Raw genomic sequence first — 20627 nt, 5'->3', positions numbered from 1 at the left:
TTAACAATCATATCTTCACCGTCGAAACGGCGAGGAATTCCGCCATTTTCTGTCAGGCAGCGCGCTTCAGCGCATCGGCAAGCGTCGAAACGATCCTGTCGATCTGGTCCTTCTCGACGATAAGGGGCGGAGACAGTGCGATGATATCGCCCGTGACGCGGATCAGGGTACCTTTCCGGAAGCAATCGACGAAGACATCGTAAGCGCGGATGCCCGGAGCCCCGTCACGAGGGGCCAACTCGATCGCGCCGACGAGCCCGATGTTGCGGATATCGATCACATGGGGCAGGCCTTTCAGCGAATGCAGCGCCTCCTGCCAATAGTCCGCAAGGCCTGCGGCCCGTGTCAGCAGTCCCTCTTCCTCGTAGATTTCCATGGTTGCGAGACCTGCGGCGCAGGCGACGGGGTGACCGGAATAGGTGTAGCCATGGAAAAGTTCGATGGCGTTTTCCGGACCAACCATCAGGCCGTCGTAAACCTTGCGGCTGGCGAACACCGCGCCCATCGGGATCGTACCGTTGGTGATGCCCTTTGCCGTGGTGACGAGATCGGGCGTCACGCCGAAGTAGTCGGTCGCGAACGGGGTGCCGAGTCGGCCGAAGCCGGTAATGACTTCGTCGAAGATCAAGAGGATACCGTATTTGTCGGCAATGGCACGCACACGTTCCAGATAACCCTTTGGCGGCAGGATGACACCAGCCGAACCGGACATGGGCTCAACGATAACGGCGGCGATCGTTTCCGCGCCGTGCAGTGCGACCAGCCGCTCCAGGTCCTCCGCCAGCTCGACGCCGTGTTCCGGGAGCCCCTTTGAAAAGCCATTGCGCTCGATGTCCAACGTGTGGCGCATATGGTCGGCGGGGATCTGCGGGAACATGCGGCGGTTGTTGACGAGCCCGCCGACCGAGATGCCGCCGAAGCCTACGCCATGATACCCCTTTTCGCGACCGATGACGCGGGTGCGCGTGCCCTGGCCGATTGCGCGCTGATAGGCAATGGCGATCTTCAGCGCGGTATCGACGGATTCGGAGCCGGAACCAGTGAAGAACACGCGGTCGAGCCCGGCGGCGGCACCGCCCGGTGCATTGGCTGCAAGCTTGGCTGCGAAATCGAAGGCGACCGGATGCCCCATCTGGAAGGTCGGCGCGAAATCCAGGGTCCGGAGCTGCCGTTCAACGGCCTCGACGATCTTCTTGCGGCCATGGCCGGCATTGCAGCACCACAGGCCGGCGGTGCCGTCGAGCACCTTGTTGCCGTCGATATCGGTATAGTACATGCCCTCCGCCTCTGCCAGCAGCCGGGGTGTGGCCTTGAACTGACGGTTGGCGGTAAAGGGCATCCAGAAATTGTCGAGGACGGGGGCGTTGGATTTGCTTCGGTGGTCCATGCGAGATCTCCTTTAAGATACCCTGAGTTCAGCGATTTTCTCCAACCGAACAAGTCCTTTTCTTGATATTTTTAAGCCATTGATATTCAAGCGCCGATTGGCATAGGTTTCGATATTTCGAACACCTTCAACACCCGGGTGCCTTATGACGGTCGATATCGGAAACAGGCTTCGCCATCTGCGCATGGCCCACAATCTTTCGCAGCGTGAACTCGCCAAGCGGGCGGGAGTAACCAACTCGACGATTTCGCTGATCGAATCGAATGCCTCGAACCCTTCCGTCGGTGCGTTGAAGCGGATTCTGGACGGTATTCCCATCGGACTTGCAGAGTTCTTCGCTTTCGAACCGGAAAAGCCGCGCAAGGCGTTCTATGCCGCGGAGGAACTGGTGGAGATCGGCAAAGGAGCGATTTCCTACCGGCAAATCGGCGAGAGCCTTTTCGGCAGGAGCCTGCAGATCCTCAAGGAATGCTATCAGCCGGGTGCCGATACGGGCAAGGTTCCGCTGGTGCATGAAGGCGAGGAAGGCGGCATCGTTCTTTCCGGACGGCTGGAGGTGACGGTGGACGACGAGAGACGCATTCTGGGGGCGGGCGACGCTTATTACTTCGAAAGCCGTCGACCGCACCGGTTCCGCTGTGTGGGGCCGGTTCCCTGCGAGGTCATCAGCGCCTGCACGCCGCCGACGTTTTGAAGAAACGCGCGTCAGGTTTACGGCAGGTTGCGAACGATCTGACCCCGGCGGTAAAGAAGGGCTCGAACACGTTGTTCTTCCCGGTTCCGGCAATGGCCATCCGGCCTCCCCTTTGTTTTACCCCGAGACCAATGCTTGACCGGTCAGGAAGCGCCTGTCTCAGCGTCTGACGTCGATGACCACGCGGCCCCGAATCTGGCCGGCGATAATGGCATCGGCGAGTTCGGGAAGGTTCGACATCGGCTCGACTTTCGTCAAGGCCGAGAGATGCTTGATGTCGAGCGATTCCGAAAGGGTCTGCCAGGCGCGCATGCGCTTCGCCATGGGAGCCATGACGGAATCGACGCCCAGCAGGGCAACGCCGCGCAGGATATGCGGTAGAACGGTTGCCGGAAGATCCGCACCACCGGCAAGACCGCAAGCTGCAACTCCGCCGCCATAGACCGTCTGGGCAAGAACATTGGCGAGCGTGGTCGAGCCGACGCTATCCACCGCGCCGCTCCAGCGCTCCTTCTGCAAAGGACCACCCTTCTCGGCAAGGCTCGCGCGATCAATGAAGGCGGAAGCACCGAGCGAGGCGAGGTAGTCATGAGTTTCGGGACGTCCGGTCGAAGCGGTCACCTTGTAACCCCGCGCCGCCAGAAGGCTGATCGCAACCGAACCGACGCCACCTGCCGCGCCTGTTACGAGCACTTCGCCCTCACCCGGCTTGATGCTGCCCCAGTCCTCGAGTGCGTTGACACAGAGTGCCGCGGTGTAACCGGCGGTTCCGATGGCCATCGCCTGTTCGAACGAAAACGTCTCCGGCAAACGCATCAGCCATTCGGGCTTCAGCCGCTGGAAGCGCGAATAACCGCCCCATTCCGTTTCCGAAAGACCGAAACCGTTGACGACGACCTTGTCGCCGGTCTTCCACAGCGGTGAACGGGACTCGACGACCGTGCCGGCGAGATCGATGCCGGCCACGAGCGGCGTGCGCCGCGCAATCCGTCCCTTGCCCGACACGGCAAGACCGTCCTTGTAGTTCAGCGTCGAAAACGCGATCTCGACCAGCACGTCATTGTCCGGCAGGTCGGAGATGGAAAGCTGGCGGAATTCCGGCTTCGGCTTTCCATCCACGGCATCGATAACGATCGCGGTAAAGGTTTCGCTCATGGTAGGGAGATGCTCCTGGCCTTGGACAATGGTGGTTGAATTCATGCAGGGGCGTGGCCAGAGGAAGCCGCACGGCTCTCGCGCGCGGAAACGGCCGTCGCATAGGACTGGCTGACATAGTCGAGGAGATCACCAAGCGCAACGATGGCCCGGTCGGCCTGCCGCTGACGAACCGCATCGAGAATTTCCCGATGGAAGGCCGCAACCTGACGACGCTCGCGCACCCGGAAAACGATCATGTTGGTGACCGGGATGAAGGATTCGATGACGGTATACATCATCAGCTTCAACGGTCCGTTGCCGGTTGAATCCACAAGCGCACGATGGAAACGCACGTCGGACGCACAGAAATCCTCGTCGCTGATCGTTTCGTCTTCCTGCACCCGGATCTCGTCTTCCATCAGCGCGAGATGCTCGTCGCTGCGGTTCTCGACCGAAAGCCGGCAGCAGATCGTCTCGGTTTCCCGGCGCGCCACGACGATCTCGTCGATATCGAAGGCGCCAACGCCCACCAGCAGCGTCGCAGCACCCGTGATCGCCTTGGAAAGCCCTTCCGGGTCCGGCCGCTTGACGAAATTGCCGCCGGTCGGACCGCGCTTGGAATGAATGAGGTTCTGGGCGGCAAGTCGCTTCAGCGCCTCGCGCACCGTCGGGCGGGAAATTCCAAAGCTGCGCGCAAGCTCTTCCTCGCTCGGCAACCGCTCGTCGATCTTCAGTCGTCCATCCATGATTGCCGACCGGATATTGTCGGCCACCTGTTTGGCGATGCCCGTTCGCACGACCTCGTCATATCTCAGGATCATTACCCGTCTCTCCCCGTGATTTTTGCGAGCATGCCATGATTGCCATGCGAACACCATAGCTTTTAAATATAGGTTTGACAAATATAGGAACCTGTATAACGATGCCCCTAACCATTCAGGGGAACAAGAAAAAATGAATAGCGGGACGGGCTCAGACCCGGCCGTTGGCGACGCGCGCCCGGCAACCAGCGACGCCACGGAGGCGAAACTCTCGGCGTTGATCGGGAGGATTTCGACGCACCTCGATCAAGGCGCGTTGCTGATTGGCGCCGATGTCGGCGACGGTTATCGCAGCGACGCCACCGACGAGCGCGGCCCTCGCCCGGCTCTGGTTTTGAGGCCGCGCCACACCGCAGACGTTTCACTCATTCTTTCCACCTGCAATGATCTCGGCCAGCCCCTGGTGATCCAGGGCGGTAGGACCGGCCTTTCCGGCGGCGCCCGCCCGCGCGAGGGCGAGGTGTCGCTTTCGCTGGAGCGCATGACGCATCTTGAGAGCGTGGACCAGCGAGCCGGAACAATCGTCGCGGAAGCTGGCGTCACCATGCAATCGGTTCAGGAGGCGGCAGAGGAAGCCGGTTTTCTGTTTGGCGTCGACATCGGCGCCCGCGGTTCCTGCACCGTGGGCGGCAACATCGCCACCAATGCCGGTGGCATTCGCGTCCTCCGATATGGTATGTACCGCGCCCAGGTCCTCGGACTGGAAACGGTCCTGCCGGATGGCTCCGTGCTCTCCTCGCTGAAGGGCCTGCCCAAGGACAATTCCGGCTACGACCTCAACCAGAGCTTCATCGGCTCCGAGGGCACGCTTGGCGTCGTCACGAAAGCCTGTCTGCGTCTGCATCCGCTGCCACCTTTGCAGGTCAATGCCCTGTGCGTGCTGCCCTCGCTTGCCGCGGCTCAGGCGCTGCTTGCGCGGCTTCGTCAGGAACTCGGGCCGCTGCTGTCCGCCTTCGAGGTGATTTTCCCGGAGGTCTATGCGGGTGTAGCTGCCGGCGGTTTCGCCACGCCGCCGCTTCCCGTGGGCGCCGGTCTATATGCCCTCGTCGAAATTCAGGGGCAGGACGAAAGCGAGAACCACGAACGTTTCGCTACAACGCTGATGAGCGCGGTCGAGGCAGGCCTCGTGGACGATGTGGTCGTGTCGCAATCACCGAGGGATTACCGCGGCATCTGGGCGCTTCGCGAGGCCTGCAGCGCCTTCATCTTCAGCATGGACCGCATGGTCGGCTTCGACGTCAGCATTCCCTTGGCCCGCATGCAGGATTTCCTGGCCGATGCGGCGGTCCGACTGCTTGCGATAGACAGTTCCGCCCGTCCTTACGTCTTCGGCCATCTTGGTGACGGAAACCTGCATTATATGGTCAGGACGGATCGTGACGAGGACATCGCCGATGCCGTCTTCGCAGTCGTTGCCGAGACGGGCGGAGCCATTTCCGCCGAACACGGCATCGGGCTCGACAAGAAGAAATGGCTGCCGCTGGTGCGCAGCGCCTCCGAGATTGCCGCCATGCGCCGCATGAAACGCGCATTCGACCCCAATCTCATCCTCAATCCGGGTCGCGTCTTCGACATGGAGACCGAAGCCGCTGGAAAGGCCACAAGATGAACCTTCCCGTCGCTCTGTCGCGCATTGCCGCCAGCCACCAGATCAACGAGAGCATCGACCTCGACGACCGCTACCGGCTGGAGGAGGGTCGCATCCTCGTCTCCGGCACGCAAGCCCTCGTCCGCCTGCCGATGATCCAGCGCGAACGCGACCTCGCCGCCGGCCTCAACACGGCGGGCTACGTTTCAGGCTATCGCGGCTCTCCCCTTGCCGGCTTCGACCGGGAAATGGTCAAGGCCCGTAAATACCTCGAAAAGGCGCATGTCAAATTCCAGCCGGGCCTGAACGAGGACATGGCGGCAACCGCCGTCTGGGGCACGCAGCAGACCGGCATGTTCAAGGGAACCCGCTACGACGGCGTCTTTTCCATGTGGTACGGTAAAGGCCCCGGCGTCGATCGCAGCATGGACGTCATCCGGCATGCCAATGCCGCCGGCACCAGCCAGCATGGCGGCGTTCTGCTTCTCGTCGGCGACGATCATGGCGCCGCCTCCTCCACCCTGCCCCATCAGAGCGAACACAACCTGATCTCCGCCATGGTGCCGCTGCTTTCGCCGGCGGGCATTGCAGAATACATCGATTACGGCCTCTACGGCTGGGCCATGAGCCGCTATTCCGGGGCATGGATCGGCTATAAATGCCAGACGGAAATCGTCGAATGCACTGCGACGGTGGAAATCGGCTCCGGCCGTCCCTCGATCATCCTTCCCACGGACGGACCGGCACCGGGCGAACTGTCGCTACGCTGGCCCGACGGACCGCATGCGATGGAACTGCGGCTGGAACGCAAGATCGAGGCCGTGAAGGCCTTCGCGCGGGCCAATCGTCTCGACCGCCGGTCCGGCGCACCGTCACGCGGCCGGCTCGGCATCGTCTCGACCGGCAAGTCCTGGCTCGATCTCCTCGGCGCGGTCGCGGCATTGGGGCTAAGCGAAGACGATCTCGAACGACTCGGCATCGGCCTCTACAAGGTCGGCCTGACATGGCCGCTGGAACCGGAAGGCATCTCCCGCTTCGCCCTCGACTTCGACGAGATTTTCGTTGTCGAGGAGAAACGCCCAGTGATCGAGGAGCAATTAAAGGCCCTGCTCTTCAACCTGCCGGCCGACCGGCGGCCGCGCATCTTCGGCAAGACCGGAGATGCCGGCGAACGGTTGCTGCCCTCGATCGGCGAAATTTCGATGGTCGCGGTTGCCCGCGCGCTTGTCCAGCGTCTCGGCGGCAATGACGGTCCGCTCGGTCCTGCCGCTCGACGGCTCGAGGAAATTGCCGGCGCGGTTACGGACGATACTCCCGCACTCAAGCGCGAGCCCTATTTCTGCTCCGGCTGTCCGCACTCCATCTCGACGCGCATCCCTGATGGCAGCCGCGCCACGACGGGTATCGGCTGTCACATGATGATTATCGGCGTCGAGGATCGCAACACATCGACCTTCACCCAGATGGGTGGCGAAGGCGGTGCCTGGATCGGCCTTTCGCCTTTCACCGACGAGAAGCATATCTTCGTCAACATGGGTGACGGCACCTATTTTCATTCCGGCCTTCTCGCCATCCGGGCGGCCATCGCCGCCAAGGTCAATGCCACCTACAAGATCCTGTTCAACGACGCGGTCGCCATGACCGGCGGCCAGCGCCATGACGGCGAACTGAGCGTTCCCGCCGTTGTCAGCCAGTTGCTGGCCGAGGGTGCGCGACGCGTCGTGGTCGTGGCGGAAAATCCGGATGCCTGGATAGGCCGCCTGCCGCGTGAGGTCTCCATTCATCCGCGCGACGAACTCGATGCCGTGCAGCGAGACCTGCGCGAGACCGAGGGCGTGACCGCACTGATCTACGATCAGGTTTGCGCCGCCGAAAAACGCCGCCGACGCAAGCGCGGCGCATTCCCGGTGTCCGACAAGCGCGCCTTCATCAACGAACTCGTTTGCGAAGGTTGCGGAGACTGTTCCGCTGTCTCCAATTGCATTTCCATCGAGCCGAAAGAGACGGAATTCGGTCGCAAGCGGCGAATCAACCAGTCAAGCTGCAACACCGACCTTTCCTGCATCAAGGGCTTCTGTCCGAGTTTTGTCACGGTCGAGGGCGGCAGGATCCGCAAGCCCGCGGGACGTGCGACGAGCATCGACGCTTCCAATCTGCCGCTGCCCGTGATCGAGGCCGATCTCAGCCAACCCTACAATATGCTGCTTGCCGGCATCGGCGGTACCGGCGTCATCACGGTCAGCGCCATATTGTCGATGGCTGCCCACATCGACGGACTTGCCGTTCTGACCCTCGACCAGACCGGGCTTGCCCAGAAGAACGGCGCTGTCGTCTCTCACCTTCGCATTTCCGCCAATCCCGAGGCGCTGAACACCGTGCGCATCGGCCCCGGCGAAAGCGATGTTGTGCTGGGCTTCGACGTCGTGGTATCGGCCGGACGCACCGCGCTGCCGACCTTCGTCAAGGGCCGTACCCGCGCCGTCATCGACGACCACTTTGCCCCGACCGCGGCCTTCGTGCAGAACACCGCAATCGACCTTCGTCAGGAAGCCACACTGCGTGCGCTGAAGAAGGCAGCCGGGGAGGATGCGCTTACGCTGGTGCCGGCGACGACCGCCGGAACCGCGCTCCTCGGCGATGCCATCGCCGCCAACATGCTGCTGCTCGGCAACGCCTGGCAGCGCGGCTTGATCCCGATCAGCCTCGACGCCATCCAGCGCGCCATCGAACTCAACGGCACTGGCGTCACGATGAATCGCGCCGCCTTCGCCTGGGGCCGCCGCCTCGCCGTGGAACCCGATGCGGTCGCCAAGGCCGCAGGCCTCTCACAGGAAGCACCCGAGGTAGAAAGCCTCGGCATGCTGATCGACAAGCGCACCGTATTCCTGACCAACTATCAGGATGCGGCTTATGCCAAGCGTTACCGCACACTGGTGGAACGGGCACGCGTCGCGGAAGCGGCCATCGGCGGCAAAGGCGAATTCGCCGAAACCGTCGCCCGCAACGCCTTCAAGCTCATGGCCTACAAGGACGAATACGAAGTGGCCCGGCTTCACCGCGATCCGTCCTTCGCCAAGGCGATTTCCGAACAGTTCGAGGGCGATTTCCGCATTCGCCATCATCTGGCGCCGCCGTTCCTTTCGCGGCGCATCGACGCGCGCACCGGCCGACCGGCAAAGCTTGCGTTCGGCGCGTGGATCAGCCCGGTCTTCGGCATCCTGGCAAAGCTGAAGGGCCTGCGCGGCACCCGTCTCGACCCCTTCGGGCGTACCGAGGAGCGTCGCATGGAACGGCGCATGATCGAGGACTATGTGGCGCTCGTCGAGGAACTCTCCGCAAATCTATCCCGGGCGAAGCTGAATTCCGCCATCGAAATTGCCGGCCTGCCGGACATGGTGCGCGGGTTCGGACCGGTGAAGCTTGAAGCCGCCCGCCGATACGAAGCGCACAAGAGCGAGTTGCTCGGACGCTGGCAGAGCGAAGCGCCGCTTTCCCAGAGCGCATGAAGAGGAGGCGTCGAGGATGAAACTGGTACCGAAGGACAAGCTCATGGCTGAGAAAATCATCATCGACACCGATCCGGGTCAGGACGACGCCTTTGCCATTCTACTGGCGCTTGCCAGTCCCGAGGTGGAGGTGCTGGGCATCACAACCGTCGCCGGCAATGTTCCGCTCAACCTCACTCACCGCAATGCGCGCCAAGTGCTGGAACTTGCCGGCCGCGCCGACGTCCCCGTTTTCGCCGGCTGCGCAAGACCGATGGCCGCACCGCTTGTCACTGCCGAACACGTGCACGGCGCAAGCGGACTTGACGGCGCCGATCTGCCTGAACCCATTATGCCGCTGCAGGATCGCCACGCCGTCGACTTCATCATCGATACGCTGATGAAGGAGCCCGAAGGGTCCGTGACGCTTTGCCCGCTCGGCCCGCTCACCAATATCGGGACAGCGCTGACCAAAGCCCCGAAAATCGCCTCACGCATCCATCGGATCGTGCTGATGGGCGGCGGGCTGTTCGAAGGCGGTAACATTACCCCTGCCGCGGAATTCAACATCTTCGTCGATCCGCAGGCGGCGGCCATTGTCTTCGCCTCCGGCGTCCCGATCGTCATGATGCCGCTCGACGTCACGCACAAGGTGCGCACGACGCGCGAACGGGTAGAACAGATCCGCGCGCTGGAAGGCGAATTCGGCACGGTGGCTGCCGGCTGGCTCGACTATTTCGAGCGTTTCGACGAGGAGAAATACGGAACCGACGGCGGCCCGCTGCACGATCCGAATGTGATCGCCTACCTGATCCGGCCGGACATATACGGTGGACGCCACTGCAATGTCGAGATCGAAACCGAATCCGAATTGACCAAGGGCATGACCGTGGTCGACTGGTGGAAAGTCAGCGGCCGCCCGGCCAACGCGCTCTTCATTCGCGACGTGGATGACGCGGCATTCTTCTCGCTTCTCACGGAGCGTCTTGCGGTGCTGGCGTCTGCGACATCCAATGCACCGCGCCAGCGGGTCGGCGCATGAACCGAAGGAAAGAGGGAGCGGTGCCGAAAGCTACCGGACACCGCCCCAAAGACCGGCCTTCGGGGGATGAGAAGGCCGGGGGAAGCTTAGTCGTCAAGCCCCTTGAACGGCGCGTCACGCACCTCGAGATATTCCTTCAGGGACATCCTGCCGAGATTGGCCATCCACTCCTGACCCTTGCGGCTGACGTGAAGTGCAGCGATCGCATGCACGTTGTAGTCCATCGAGGTCATCAGGCCGGCGGCGATCTGCTGGTTGTTGATCGAAGCCTTGGCGTATTTGATCGCCGGAACCGGCATGCGCGCCAGTTTCCGGGCGAGGTTTTCGGTCTTTTGCTTGAGTTCGGCGGCGGGCACGACCTTGTTGACGAGATGCATGCGCAATGCTTCCTCGGCATCCACGAGATCGCCGGTATACATCAGCCAGCGGACATCGCGGGTGGCAAGCAGCCAGGGCATGAACAGCGACGGCGGACCGGAATTGTGCCGCACTTCCGGTTCGCCGAACTTGGCGGTGTCGGCCGCAATCGCAAGGTCGCAAGCCATCATCAGTTCGAGAGCGCCGGCAAGCGCGTAACCGTTGACGGAAGCGATGACCGGGATCGGCGCCTTCCAGATGTTAAGCAGCGCCTGGGTGTTCTCACCCATATCGGCATGCCAGTCCTCGATATCGACGTCGTAGTCGGCGCCCTGCAGATCATAGCCGGCGGAAAACGCCCGGCCGGCGCCGGTGATGACCAGCGCATTGATATCCGGATCCGCGACGGCCGCAGCCACGGCAGCGTCGATCTCGCGGATCGCCGTCTTGTTCATCGCGTTCAGTTTGTCGGGCCGGTTGAGGGTAATGGTTGCGAACTTGTCGGTCGCGTCCTTCTCGAAAAGAATGGTCTCGAAAACAGGCATGTCGCTCATGGGGGCGTTCCTTTCGTGAAATCTCTAGCGACCGCTGGCCAACACACTTGGGGCCAACGCTCTGATCGCGACGGCGATCTTCGCGGCAAACGCGGCATTGTTCATCACCAGCGCGATATTTGCCTTGAGGCTGCGGCCCTCGGACAGTTCGTTGATCCGGGCGAGCAGGAAGGGCGTCACGTCCTTGCGGGTCACGCCGCGCTCCTCGGCTTCGGTCAGAGCATCGGCAATCGTCGCATTGATGAAGGCTGGGTCGAGTGCCGCCTCTTCCGGAATGGGATTGGCGATGAGCAGACCCGTTCCCGAACCGAGCGCGTGATGGCTGACGATGGCCCTGGCGATCTCCTCGGCGCTGTCGAAGCGATGATCGGCCTTTTCTCCGCTATCGCGAGTGAAGAAGGCGGGGAAGGCATCCGTGCCATAGGCGATGACCGGAACCCGCTGCGTCTCGAGGAATTCCAGCGTCTTCGGGATATCGAGGATCGACTTTACGCCAGCGCAGACGACGGCCGTGCCGGTCCTGCCGAGTTCGGTCAAGTCGGCAGAGATATCGAAGCTCTCCTCGGCGCCGCGATGCACGCCGCCAACGCCGCCGGTCGCAAAAACCGGAATGCCGGCAAGCTCGGCAATGCGCATGGTGGCCGAAACCGTCGTGCCGGCCGTGCCGCCACGCGTCATGACCGCGGCAAGGTCGCGGCCGGAAGCCTTGACCGCGCTCTTGTCAGCGGCAAGCGCGGCAAGCGTGTCGCGATCGAGGCCAGCATGCAGCTTGCCGCCGATCACGGCGATGGTCGCAGGTACCGCGCCGTTCGCCCGGATGGTGTCTTCCACCGCAATCGCGGTCTCCAGATTGGCCGGATACGGCATACCATGGGTGATGATGGTCGATTCGAGCGCGACGACAGGACGACCTTCAGCCAGGGCTGCGGCAACTTCGGCGCTCATTTCGGGTTTCAGAAGGGGCATTATTTCCGAGGTTCCTTTCAGTATGCGGGCGCGTCAATCTTGGAGGCGATGGAGGTTCGCCTCGATGAAATGCGCCGAAAGAGCGGGGTGAACGCTGGTAGTGCATTCGGTGGTCAAAGTGCCCATGAGACTGCCGATGCGAGCCGCGCGGACGATATCGTCGCCGGAAATGATCCGGTGGAGCGTCGCCGCGATCATCGCGTCGCCCGCACCGGTCATATCGACCGGCAAGGCCTGAACGGCTGCGAAACTGGCAATCCCGTCCTGCGCGGCAACGGCAACACCGGTGGACCCCAGCGTGACCACGGCTTCAGTGGCGCCCGCAGCCTGAAGAGCCCGCGCGGCCTCGCACGCCTCGTCCAGAGACGCGCCGGATGCCGGCATCTGCCAGCCAAGGAAGGCGTTTGCCTCGGCAATATTCATGAAGATGATATCGACGCCGGAAAGATCCTTCGGCAGGCGGGCGACCTTCGGCGTCGAAACGGCATCAATCGCAAGTTTCGCACGCGAGCCGCGCTTGCGCATAATGAGCGCCTCGAGGGTTTCAGCCGGAAGGTTGCAGTCGGCAAAAATCCAGGTGGCGGAACCGATATGCGACCAGACGCGGTCGAGCACGGCCGGTTGGAATTCCTCGAAGATCGCCATGTCGGCAAGGCCGAAGCGCAGGGCGCCGGTCGATTCCAGCAGCGCCACGTATTCGGCGGTGCGGCCCTTGTCGCTGATCTGCACCTGACTGACATCGACGCCCCGCTCGCGCAGATGATTGAGGATCTCCCGGCCTGGTTCGTCATTGCCGATGATCGAGATGAAGCTCGTTTCCGTGCCGAGCAGGGCAAGATTTTCCGTCACGTTGCGGGCCACGCCGCCGCTGGTACGCGATCCCTGGACGGGGTTGGAGGTATCCTCCACAAGCGGATCGAGGGCGCGGTACTTGCGATCGAAGACGGCGCCGCCGAGACAGGCCACGCGCCGGGTCGCCGGCAGCACATAGCCGCGACCGAGGATGTAGCCCTTCTGAATGAGCTGGACGATGTGAGCCGCCACGGTGGAGCGCGCCAGCCCCATCATGGTGGCGATCTCCTGCTGCCCGGCAAACGGATTGGCCTTCACCAACTCCAGAACCGCGCGTTCCTGCTCTCCGAGTTCTTCCATCCGTACCCGACCGCGTTTTTCGAAAAATTGCTGCTGTCAGGATATGGACAACAACAGATGTTTTTGTCAACATCTGTTTATAAAAGGAACGACAAGCAAGATCGCTCCATACCAGAGAGAAATCGTCGTCATGCAGCGTGAGACAACACCACAGATCTCCGGACAGGCCATTCCGGTCATAGATGTCGCCCCATTCATCGCAGGAGGGGATGGCGCTTCGGACGTGGTTCGCCAGCTTGAAAAAGCTGCGCGTGACACAGGTTTCTTCCTTGTCACCGGCCACGGTGTCTCGCCTGATGTGACCAGGCGGCTCTACGATCTTGCCCGTAAGTTCTTCGATTATCCGCAGGAATGGAAAGTCGCACAGGGCCGGGCCGCCGACATCGAAGGCGGCGTTGCCTTTTCGCCTATCGCGGACGAGGCGCTTGCCGCGACGCTCGGCATCAAGACCCCCGGCGACTACAAGGAAAGCCTGAACTTCGGTCCCCGCCTCAAGGGCGGCGCGTGGCCCGACCAGCCGCCCGGTCTTCAGCAGGCCTTCATCGACTATTTCGGCGAGATGGAACGGCTGGCCCTTCATCTTCGCCGGGCGTTCTGCGCGGCAATCGGCCTGCCGTCCGAATACTTCGAGCCTTCCTTCGTCGATCACCTCTCCGCGCTCCGGGTCATCAACTATCCGGAACAGGAGGAAACACCCCTGCCCGGCCAGATGCGTGCCGGCATGCATACGGATTACGGCTTCATGACCATCCTGCGCTCGGAAGCCTCCCCCGGCGGGTTGCAGGTCCAGCGCCGCGACGGAGAATGGCTGGATGCACCCAATATCGATGGCGCCTACGTCGTCAACATCGGCGACGCCTTCATGCGCTGGACGAATGACGAATGGGTCTCGACGCCGCACCGGGTGGCAAATCCGCCGGGCGATCGCAAGGGCAACGCCCGGCGCCAGTCCATTCCCTTCTTTCTGAATCCGAACGCCGAAACGGTGATCGAGTGCCTCGAACCCTTCACCCGGGGTGGCAAGACGGCGAAATACCAGCCGATCACCTATGGCGAATACATCGCGCTGAAGACCAGCCAGGCCTTTTCGAAGTCCTGACTGGGGGAATGCAAGACCCGCAAATACGCATGCACTGAACGACCTGAACAACAAGGGGAACTGAAATGACGAATTTGACGAGACGCCAGACGCTTTCGGCGATGGCCGGATTTTCCGCAGCCGCCATGTTCGGTCTGCCGGCGCGCGCGCAGCAGAAGACCCTGGTGGTACCGACCCTCGGGGGCGCCTGGGAGCAGTTCTGGCGCACAACACTTGCGCCGGCCTTCACCGCCAAGAGCGGAGCCGCGGTAACGCTTGACGCTGGCAACGGCCGCGTCTGGAGCGCCAACCTGCGCGCCGCGGGCGTCGACAAACCGCCCTATTCGTTCCTCATGACCAACGAGGCCTTCGCCAACAGCCTGCGCAAGGAAGGCTTCTTCGAAAAGCTCGACCTCACCAAGCTGCCGAACTACGCAGACCTCTATCCGCTGGCGAAGAAGACCGATGGCTGGGGCGCGGTTGCCATGGTTTCGCCGATCGGGCTTGCCTACCGCACGGACCTCGTATCCACGCCGCCGAAAGGCTGGAAGGACCTGTGGAACAATCCGGAATTCAAGGGCCGCATCGGCCTCTACAATTTCGCGAACACCGCCGGCAAGATGGAGCTGATGCTCTTCTCCAAGATCTTCGGCAAGGATCAGTACGATGTCGATGCCGGCTTCAAGGCGCTCGAAAACCTCGGGCCCGTGATCCAGGCGGACTTCAACCTCTCCACCGGCATCGCCGCCGGCGAATTCGTCGTTGCACCCTTCGACTTCGGCGAAGTCGCCCGCCTGCGCAAGCAGGGTCTGCCGATCGATATCGTCGTGCCGGAGGAAGGCATGCTGATGTTCGACCAGACGCTGAACATCCTCGTCAACGCGCCGGAAAAGGAACTCGCCTACGAATACGCGAACTTCATGCTGTCGCCCGAGGCACAGACGCTGCTGATGAAGGAATTCTTTGTCTCGCCGACCAATTCGAAAGTAGTCGTTCCCGACGATCTCAAGGCCGACGTGCCGATTTCCGGCACCCAGATGGACAATATCCTGACCTGGGACTGGGAATTCATGAACAGCAAGCAGGCGGAATTCGCCGAGACCTGGGCAAAGACCGTCAAGTAACCTTGCCGGAAGGGCGGGTGATACGTGCGCGCATCCCCGTCCTCATTGCATGCCAGGCCGGCATTCCCTCCTCCGGCCTGGACTTTCGACATCGAGGCATGCCCGCGCTTTTCTGCGGGCCATAGGGAAAGTTGGACACCATGACAGAGGTTAGCATCGAACGGCTGACCAAGGACTACGGCAGCTCACGTGCCGTGGACGGGATCTCCATCCGCATCGCCGAGGGCGAATTCGTCTCGCTGCTTGGACCTTCCGGTTGCGGCAAGACCACGACGCTGAAGATGATTGCCGGTTTCGAGGATGTCTCGAGCGGCGCGATCCGCTTCGACGGCAAGGATGTCGTGCACGTGCCCGCCGAAAAACGCGATATTGGGATGGTGTTCCAGAATTACGCGCTGTTTCCCCACATGACTGTTGCCGGCAATCTCGCCTTCGGGCTGGAGATGCGCAAGGTGCCGAAGGCCGAGATGCGCGACCGCATCGCCAAGGTGCTCGACATGGTGCAACTGTCCAACCATGCCGACCGCTATCCCCGCCAGCTTTCCGGTGGCCAGCAACAGCGCGTGGCGCTTGCTCGCGCGCTGGTCATCGAACCGAAGATCCTGCTGCTCGACGAACCGCTCGCCAATCTCGACGCCAAGCTGCGCGAGGAAATGCGCGTCTTCATCCGTGACATCCAGCGCCGCGTCGGCATCACCACCGTCTACGTCACCCACGATCAGGCCGAGGCGATGACCATGTCCGACCGCGTTGTCGTCATGTTCGGCGGACGGATCGCCCAGTGCGGCAGCCCTTCGGATATCTATGAGCGTCCCGCCAGCACCGAGGTGGCGAAATTCGTCGGCCAGGTCAACCTCCTGCCAGCAACGGTCGAGACGGTTGCTGGCGATGGCCGCTACGGTGTGAAGAGCGCGCTCGGCCCGGCCGAAATCGCCTGCGAGCGGACCTTGAGGCAGGGAGAGACGATCACCCTTGCCGTCCGCCCTGAGGGCATCGAGATCGCCACCTCCGGCGAAGGGACCGCGGCGACCGTCCTGTCCAGCTATTATTCCGGCAGCCTCATGGATTACCGCCTGAAGCTCGACGGCGGCACCGAAATCGACGTCCAGACCTTCCCGCGCCACCGTTTTGCCGATGGCGAGCAGGTGAAGCTGACCGTCCCCGCCGATCGCTACTGGGTGCTGGAGGCCGGCGCATGACGGAGGCAAGTTTCAAACGTCACGCCCCGCTTCTCTTGATCGCGCCCGCCGCAATCCTGCTCTTCGTCTTCATCCTATTGCCTTATCTTACCATCGTCGTGATGAGTTTTCGCACGCCGGGACAAGGCGCGCCCTATGGCGAAGGCTATACGCTGGCGAACTACATTCGCTTCCTGTCCGACAGCTTCTACATCGGCCAGACACTGAACACCCTGATGATCGGCTTCATCTGTACGGTCGCCTGCCTCGTGCTCGGCTTCCCGGTTGCCTGGCAGCTTGCCCGCGGCAATTCGCGTTTTCGCGGCCTTGCTTATGGCATCGTGCTTTCTCCACTTCTCGTTGGCATTGTCATCCGCAGTTACGGCTGGACGATCCTGCTCGGCAATAACGGCGTCATCAACCGCACGCTGATGAACCTCGGCATCGTCGACCGTCCTGTCGGCCTGATGTACAACACGCTCGGTATCGTGATCGCGCTTTCCCACGTTTTCCTGCCCTTCATGATCCTGCCGATCATGAACGCCATCCAGGGCATCGATCCATCGCTGGAATCCGCAGCCCGCTCACTCGGCGCTTCGAAGGCGACCATCTTCCGGCGCATCATCCTGCCGCTCGCCACGCCCGGCATCCAGGCCGGTTGCATCCTGACCTTCGTTCTCTCGCTGTCGGCCTATGTGACGCCATCCCTGATCGGCGGTTCCAAGGTGAAGACCATGGCTGTCTCGGTCGTCGATGCGCTCGTCGATACCTTCCAGTGGCCGTTCGGCTCCGCGCTGGCCCTTGGCCTCGCCGTCACCGGCGGCCTGATCGTCGTTGCCTTCTCGCTGGCGACCCGCATGAAATGGAAGGCGAACTGAGATGTCCAAGCGCTTTTTCACCGTCTATTGCCTGTTCATCTATGTCTTTCTGCTGGCGCCGATCCTCGTGGTCGTCGGCGCTTCGTTTAACGCCGGCGCCTTTCTCACCTTTCCGCCGCAGGGCCTGTCGCTGAAATGGTACAACGTCTTCTTCCATAACGAGGTCTTCCTCCGGGCAATCAAGACCTCGCTGTGGGTCGCCGCCGTATCGACGGTGATCTCCGGCGTCATCGGCACCATGGCGGCGATCTACTTCGTGCAGTTCGCCGGTCGGCTGAAGGAAGCGGTGCGGATCACCATGATGGCGCCGTTGCTTCTTCCCGAAGTGCTGACCGCCATCGCACTGCTGTTCTTCGTCTATACGATCGGCATCGGAACCCAGACCATGTTCGCCATGATCGTCGGGCATGTGCTGATTACCCTTCCCTTCGTGTTCATCAACGTTTCCACATCGCTTGAAAGCTACGATACGGCTTGGAGCATGGCAGCCCGCAGCCTAGGCGCAGGCGCATTCACCCGCTTCCGCCGCATTATGCTGCCGCTCATCAAGCCGGGCGTCATCGGCGGCTGCCTCTTCGCCTTCATCATCTCCTTCGACATCTTCACTATCTCGTTCATGCTGAAGAGCGTCGGGACGGCGACGCTGCCGATCCAGCTTTACGACTACCTGCGCACCAACTTCACGCCGGAAGCAGCCGCGGTCTCCACGATCTCGGTGGTTCTGACCTTAATCGTCGTGGTGGTGACGGAGAAATTCCTCGGCCTCAAGATCCACCGCTTCTGAGAGCAAAACGCCGGCGGTTAAATTCGCCGGTCTGAAATCCCGCGAAAAATCTTCGGTGCTCTCTCGGACATCGACGCGATTTCTGCAACAGAAAGAACCCTTCAGTCCTCGACGAAGATCAGCGCCGGTGTTTCGAGCAGGGTCTTGAGCCGCTGGACGAAGGTTGCCGCGTCCCAGCCGTCGACCACCCGGTGATCGAAGCTGGAGGACAGGTTCATCATCCTGCGGGGGATAAACTGTCCCCTGCCATCCCACATCGGGCGCGTGACAATCTTGTTGACGCCGATGATCGCCACCTCCGGGTGATTGATGATCGGCGTCGAGACGATGCCGCCCAGCGAGCCAAGCGAACTGATGGTGATCGTGGAGCCTGTCAGTTCCTCGCGCGCGGCGCGACCGGTTCGCGCGGCCTCCGCAACGCGGCCGAGTTCAGCCGCGCACCCCCATAATCCCAGAGCTTCGGCGTGACGCACCACCGGCACGGAAAGTCCGGCCGGCGTCTGCGTTGCAATGCCGACATGCACCGCGCCATACCGGGTGATGACGCCCGTCTCGTCGTCAAACGTGGCATTCATCGCCGGCTGATCTTCCACCGCCCGAACCAGCGCCCGCATCAGAAACGGCAGGATCGTCAGTTTGGGCTGATCCGGCCTGCGCCCGCCATTCATCGCGGCCCGAAGCCCCTCCAGATCGGTTACATCGACTTCCTCGACATAGGTGATGTGGGGGATGCGCGCGGCGGAAAGGGCCACCTTCTCGGCGATCTTCCGCCGCAAGCCGGTGATCCTGATCTCCTCGACCGCCGTGTTCCGGCCGAAGCCCGTCGCCGTGCCCGGCATGCGCGGTCCGCTTGCCAGGAAGGCGTCGAGATCCTCATGTGTGATGCGCCCCTCCGGCCCGGTCCCTTTTACCTTGTTCAGGTCGACACCGGAGGCCTGTGCCCGATGCCGCACGGCCGGAGCCGCCAGCGGCTTTGCTTCCGCCTCGTCGGCTGGCATCGGCAGGGGTTCGATCTTTCGAGGCTTTTTTGAAGGCTCCGGCTGAACGATGTCCTGAGCGGGTGCGACCTGAACCGGGAGCGCTGGCATTTCGGCTTTCGCAACCGGCTGCGGTTCCTCCACCGGTGCGGGCGCAACCGAACCGGAAGCGATCTCAATCCTGACCAGCGGCGCCCTGACCGCCACCGAGTCTCCCACTTCCGCGGCGAGCCATGTCACGATACCGGCGACGGGCGAGGGAATTTCAACCGTCGCCTTGTCAGTCATCACCGCAGCCAGCACCATGTCCTCACGGACTGGATCGCCGGGCTTCACGTGCCATTCCACCAGTTCGGCTTCTGCGACACCTTCGCCGACATCGGGCATATTGAGAACATATTCGCTCATGGGTCACGCCTTCATGATTTCTGCGAGCGCCCTGCCGATGCGCTGCGGGCCGGGGAAATAGTCCCATTCCTGGGCGTGCGGATAAGGAGTGTCCCATCCGCAGATGCGGATCACGGGCACTTCCAGATGGTAGAAACAATGCTCCTGCACGAGCGATACCACCTCCGCGCCGAAGCCCGAGGTCAGCGTCGCCTCATGCACCATGATGCAGCGGCCGGTCTTCGAGACGGATTGCACGATCGTATCGAGATCGAGCGGCAGCAGGCTTCTAAGATCGATCACCTCGGCATCGACGCCCGTCTCCTCGACGGCGGCGAGCGCCACATGAACCATGGTGCCATAGGCGATCACGGTCACATCATTGCCCGGCCGCCGGACCTTGGCCTTGCCGATCGGGACGGTGTAGTGCCCCTCGGGGACGTCGCCGAGAGGATGGGTGGACCATGGAACCACCGGACGGTCGTGATGGCCGTCGAACGGGCCGTTGTAGAGCCGCTTGGGTTCCAGGAACATCACCGGGTCGGGGTCCTCTATCGAGGAGATCAGCAGTCCCTTGGCGTCGAAGGGGTTCGACGGAACGATGACCTTCAGGCCGCAGACATGGGTGAACAGCGCCTCAGGGCTCTGGCTGTGCGTCTGGCCGCCGAAGATTCCGCCGCCCGTCGGCATTCTCAGCACGATCGGACAGGTGAAATCGCCGTTGGAACGATAGCGGATACGCGCCGCCTCCTGGGTGATCTGGTCGTAGGCGGGAAACATGTAATCGGCGAACTGGATTTCGACGCACGGCTTCAACCCATAGGCCGCCATGCCGATGGCCGTGCCGACGATGCCGGATTCACTGATCGGCGTGTCGAAGCAGCGCGTCTTGCCGTATTTCGCCTGAAGCCCCTGCGTGGCGCGGAAGACGCCGCCGAAATAGCCCACATCCTCGCCGAAGACGACGACGTTGTCGTCACGCGCCATGGAGATATCCATGGCGCTGCGCACCGCTTCGATCATGGTCATTCTGGTCAT

Annotated in this window: 17 protein-coding genes; 9 read left to right on the top strand and 8 right to left on the bottom strand. The window is 62.2% G+C overall.

The annotated features are described in order from the left end of the window. Window positions 1-52 precede the first annotated feature (52 nt). A complete protein-coding gene (gene aptA, locus J5N58_RS16115) occupies window positions 53-1387 on the bottom strand; it encodes an omega-aminotransferase AptA (protein WP_244711621.1) in 1335 nt (444 codons plus the stop codon). A 145-nt stretch (window positions 1388-1532) separates the two neighbouring features. On the opposite strand from aptA, the gene J5N58_RS16110 reads away from it, so the two are divergent. After that, window positions 1533-2081 carry a cupin domain-containing protein gene (locus tag J5N58_RS16110; protein WP_099061186.1) on the top strand — a complete coding sequence of 183 codons (549 nt, stop codon included), beginning with the start codon at window positions 1533-1535 and terminating at the stop codon, window positions 2079-2081. Between the two features lie 159 nt (window positions 2082-2240). On the opposite strand, the gene J5N58_RS16105 is transcribed toward J5N58_RS16110, so the two are convergent. Then, a complete protein-coding gene (locus tag J5N58_RS16105; protein ID WP_244711619.1) occupies window positions 2241-3236 on the bottom strand; it encodes an MDR family oxidoreductase in 996 nt (331 codons plus the stop codon). Window positions 3237-3277: 41 nt separating this feature from the next. Beyond that, a complete protein-coding gene (locus J5N58_RS16100; protein WP_112829848.1) occupies window positions 3278-4039 on the bottom strand; it encodes a FadR/GntR family transcriptional regulator in 762 nt (253 codons plus the stop codon). A gap of 133 nt (window positions 4040-4172) precedes the next feature. On the opposite strand from J5N58_RS16100, the gene J5N58_RS16095 reads away from it, so the two are divergent. From J5N58_RS16095 to J5N58_RS16085, 3 genes are read left to right on the top strand one after another with little or no spacing between them, the layout of a single operon-like run. Further along, complete coding sequence (locus tag J5N58_RS16095) at window positions 4173-5648, top strand: FAD-binding oxidoreductase (RefSeq protein WP_244711617.1); 1476 nt, start codon at window positions 4173-4175, stop codon at window positions 5646-5648. Beyond that, the gene (locus tag J5N58_RS16090) at window positions 5645-9133 is read left to right on the top strand and encodes an indolepyruvate ferredoxin oxidoreductase family protein (RefSeq protein ID WP_244711615.1); all 3489 of its coding nucleotides are present in this window, start codon (window positions 5645-5647) and stop codon (window positions 9131-9133) included. The genes J5N58_RS16095 and J5N58_RS16090 overlap by 4 nt, the downstream gene beginning before the upstream one ends. 43 nt (window positions 9134-9176) lie before the next feature. Next, the gene (locus J5N58_RS16085; RefSeq protein WP_244711661.1) at window positions 9177-10154 is read left to right on the top strand and encodes a nucleoside hydrolase; all 978 of its coding nucleotides are present in this window, start codon (window positions 9177-9179) and stop codon (window positions 10152-10154) included. Window positions 10155-10240: 86 nt separating this feature from the next. On the opposite strand, the gene J5N58_RS16080 is transcribed toward J5N58_RS16085, so the two are convergent. Genes J5N58_RS16080 through J5N58_RS16070 form a run of 3 tightly spaced genes read right to left on the bottom strand, consistent with a single transcriptional unit; the run spans window position 10241 to window position 13183 of the window. Further along, window positions 10241-11065, bottom strand: coding sequence for an enoyl-CoA hydratase/isomerase family protein (locus J5N58_RS16080; protein ID WP_113446890.1), 825 nt, complete (start codon window positions 11063-11065; stop codon window positions 10241-10243). Between the two features lie 24 nt (window positions 11066-11089). Continuing rightward, on the bottom strand, window positions 11090-12031 hold the full coding sequence (locus tag J5N58_RS16075) for a pseudouridine-5'-phosphate glycosidase (RefSeq protein ID WP_244711613.1): 942 nt from the start codon (window positions 12029-12031) through the stop codon (window positions 11090-11092). 33 nt (window positions 12032-12064) lie between these two features. After that, window positions 12065-13183 carry a carbohydrate kinase gene (locus J5N58_RS16070; protein ID WP_113425608.1) on the bottom strand — a complete coding sequence of 373 codons (1119 nt, stop codon included), beginning with the start codon at window positions 13181-13183 and terminating at the stop codon, window positions 12065-12067. 130 nt (window positions 13184-13313) lie between these two features. Here J5N58_RS16070 and J5N58_RS16065 point away from each other — a divergent pair, with 130 nt between their 5' ends. The 5 genes from J5N58_RS16065 (at window position 13314) to J5N58_RS16045 (ending at window position 18225) form a co-directional block, all read left to right on the top strand. Next, window positions 13314-14282 (top strand): isopenicillin N synthase family dioxygenase, encoded by a 969-nt coding sequence (locus J5N58_RS16065; RefSeq protein WP_244711611.1) that lies wholly within the window; start codon window positions 13314-13316, stop codon window positions 14280-14282. 65 nt (window positions 14283-14347) lie between these two features. Then, the gene (locus J5N58_RS16060) at window positions 14348-15385 is read left to right on the top strand and encodes an ABC transporter substrate-binding protein (protein WP_112829841.1); all 1038 of its coding nucleotides are present in this window, start codon (window positions 14348-14350) and stop codon (window positions 15383-15385) included. A gap of 140 nt (window positions 15386-15525) precedes the next feature. After that, complete coding sequence (locus J5N58_RS16055; protein WP_244711608.1) at window positions 15526-16584, top strand: ABC transporter ATP-binding protein; 1059 nt, start codon at window positions 15526-15528, stop codon at window positions 16582-16584. Further along, window positions 16581-17441, top strand: coding sequence for an ABC transporter permease (locus tag J5N58_RS16050; RefSeq protein ID WP_244711606.1), 861 nt, complete (start codon window positions 16581-16583; stop codon window positions 17439-17441). The genes J5N58_RS16055 and J5N58_RS16050 overlap by 4 nt, the downstream gene beginning before the upstream one ends. 1 nt (window position 17442) lies before the next feature. After that, entirely contained in the window at window positions 17443-18225 is a 783-nt protein-coding gene (locus J5N58_RS16045; protein ID WP_113438697.1) for an ABC transporter permease, read from the top strand. Between the two features lie 101 nt (window positions 18226-18326). Here J5N58_RS16045 and J5N58_RS16040 read toward each other — a convergent pair whose 3' ends face one another. Both J5N58_RS16040 and J5N58_RS16035 read right to left on the bottom strand, forming a co-directional pair. Continuing rightward, window positions 18327-19610 (bottom strand): dihydrolipoamide acetyltransferase family protein, encoded by a 1284-nt coding sequence (locus J5N58_RS16040; protein ID WP_244711604.1) that lies wholly within the window; start codon window positions 19608-19610, stop codon window positions 18327-18329. Between the two features lie 3 nt (window positions 19611-19613). Then, window positions 19614-20627 carry an alpha-ketoacid dehydrogenase subunit beta gene (locus J5N58_RS16035; RefSeq protein WP_113339979.1) on the bottom strand — a complete coding sequence of 338 codons (1014 nt, stop codon included), beginning with the start codon at window positions 20625-20627 and terminating at the stop codon, window positions 19614-19616.

Origin of the sequence: Paenirhizobium cremeum (assembly GCF_022884085.1) — a bacterium.
Taxonomy (GTDB): domain Bacteria; phylum Pseudomonadota; class Alphaproteobacteria; order Rhizobiales; family Rhizobiaceae; genus Allorhizobium; species Allorhizobium cremeum.
This window is presented reverse-complemented; position numbering and strand designations above follow the sequence as displayed.

Coding starts and splice junctions, on each gene's coding strand:
- aptA (WP_244711621.1), bottom strand. CDS start 1,387: ATGGACCACCGAAGCAAATCCAACGCCCCCGTCCTCGACAATTTCTGG.
- J5N58_RS16110 (WP_099061186.1), top strand. CDS start 1,533: ATGACGGTCGATATCGGAAACAGGCTTCGCCATCTGCGCATGGCCCAC.
- J5N58_RS16105 (WP_244711619.1), bottom strand. CDS start 3,236: ATGAGCGAAACCTTTACCGCGATCGTTATCGATGCCGTGGATGGAAAG.
- J5N58_RS16100 (WP_112829848.1), bottom strand. CDS start 4,039: ATGATCCTGAGATATGACGAGGTCGTGCGAACGGGCATCGCCAAACAG.
- J5N58_RS16095 (WP_244711617.1), top strand. CDS start 4,173: ATGAATAGCGGGACGGGCTCAGACCCGGCCGTTGGCGACGCGCGCCCG.
- J5N58_RS16090 (WP_244711615.1), top strand. CDS start 5,645: ATGAACCTTCCCGTCGCTCTGTCGCGCATTGCCGCCAGCCACCAGATC.
- J5N58_RS16085 (WP_244711661.1), top strand. CDS start 9,177: ATGGCTGAGAAAATCATCATCGACACCGATCCGGGTCAGGACGACGCC.
- J5N58_RS16080 (WP_113446890.1), bottom strand. CDS start 11,065: ATGAGCGACATGCCTGTTTTCGAGACCATTCTTTTCGAGAAGGACGCG.
- J5N58_RS16075 (WP_244711613.1), bottom strand. CDS start 12,031: ATGCCCCTTCTGAAACCCGAAATGAGCGCCGAAGTTGCCGCAGCCCTG.
- J5N58_RS16070 (WP_113425608.1), bottom strand. CDS start 13,183: ATGGAAGAACTCGGAGAGCAGGAACGCGCGGTTCTGGAGTTGGTGAAG.
- J5N58_RS16065 (WP_244711611.1), top strand. CDS start 13,314: ATGCAGCGTGAGACAACACCACAGATCTCCGGACAGGCCATTCCGGTC.
- J5N58_RS16060 (WP_112829841.1), top strand. CDS start 14,348: ATGACGAATTTGACGAGACGCCAGACGCTTTCGGCGATGGCCGGATTT.
- J5N58_RS16055 (WP_244711608.1), top strand. CDS start 15,526: ATGACAGAGGTTAGCATCGAACGGCTGACCAAGGACTACGGCAGCTCA.
- J5N58_RS16050 (WP_244711606.1), top strand. CDS start 16,581: ATGACGGAGGCAAGTTTCAAACGTCACGCCCCGCTTCTCTTGATCGCG.
- J5N58_RS16045 (WP_113438697.1), top strand. CDS start 17,443: ATGTCCAAGCGCTTTTTCACCGTCTATTGCCTGTTCATCTATGTCTTT.
- J5N58_RS16040 (WP_244711604.1), bottom strand. CDS start 19,610: ATGAGCGAATATGTTCTCAATATGCCCGATGTCGGCGAAGGTGTCGCA.
- J5N58_RS16035 (WP_113339979.1), bottom strand. CDS start 20,627: ATGACCAGAATGACCATGATCGAAGCGGTGCGCAGCGCCATGGATATC.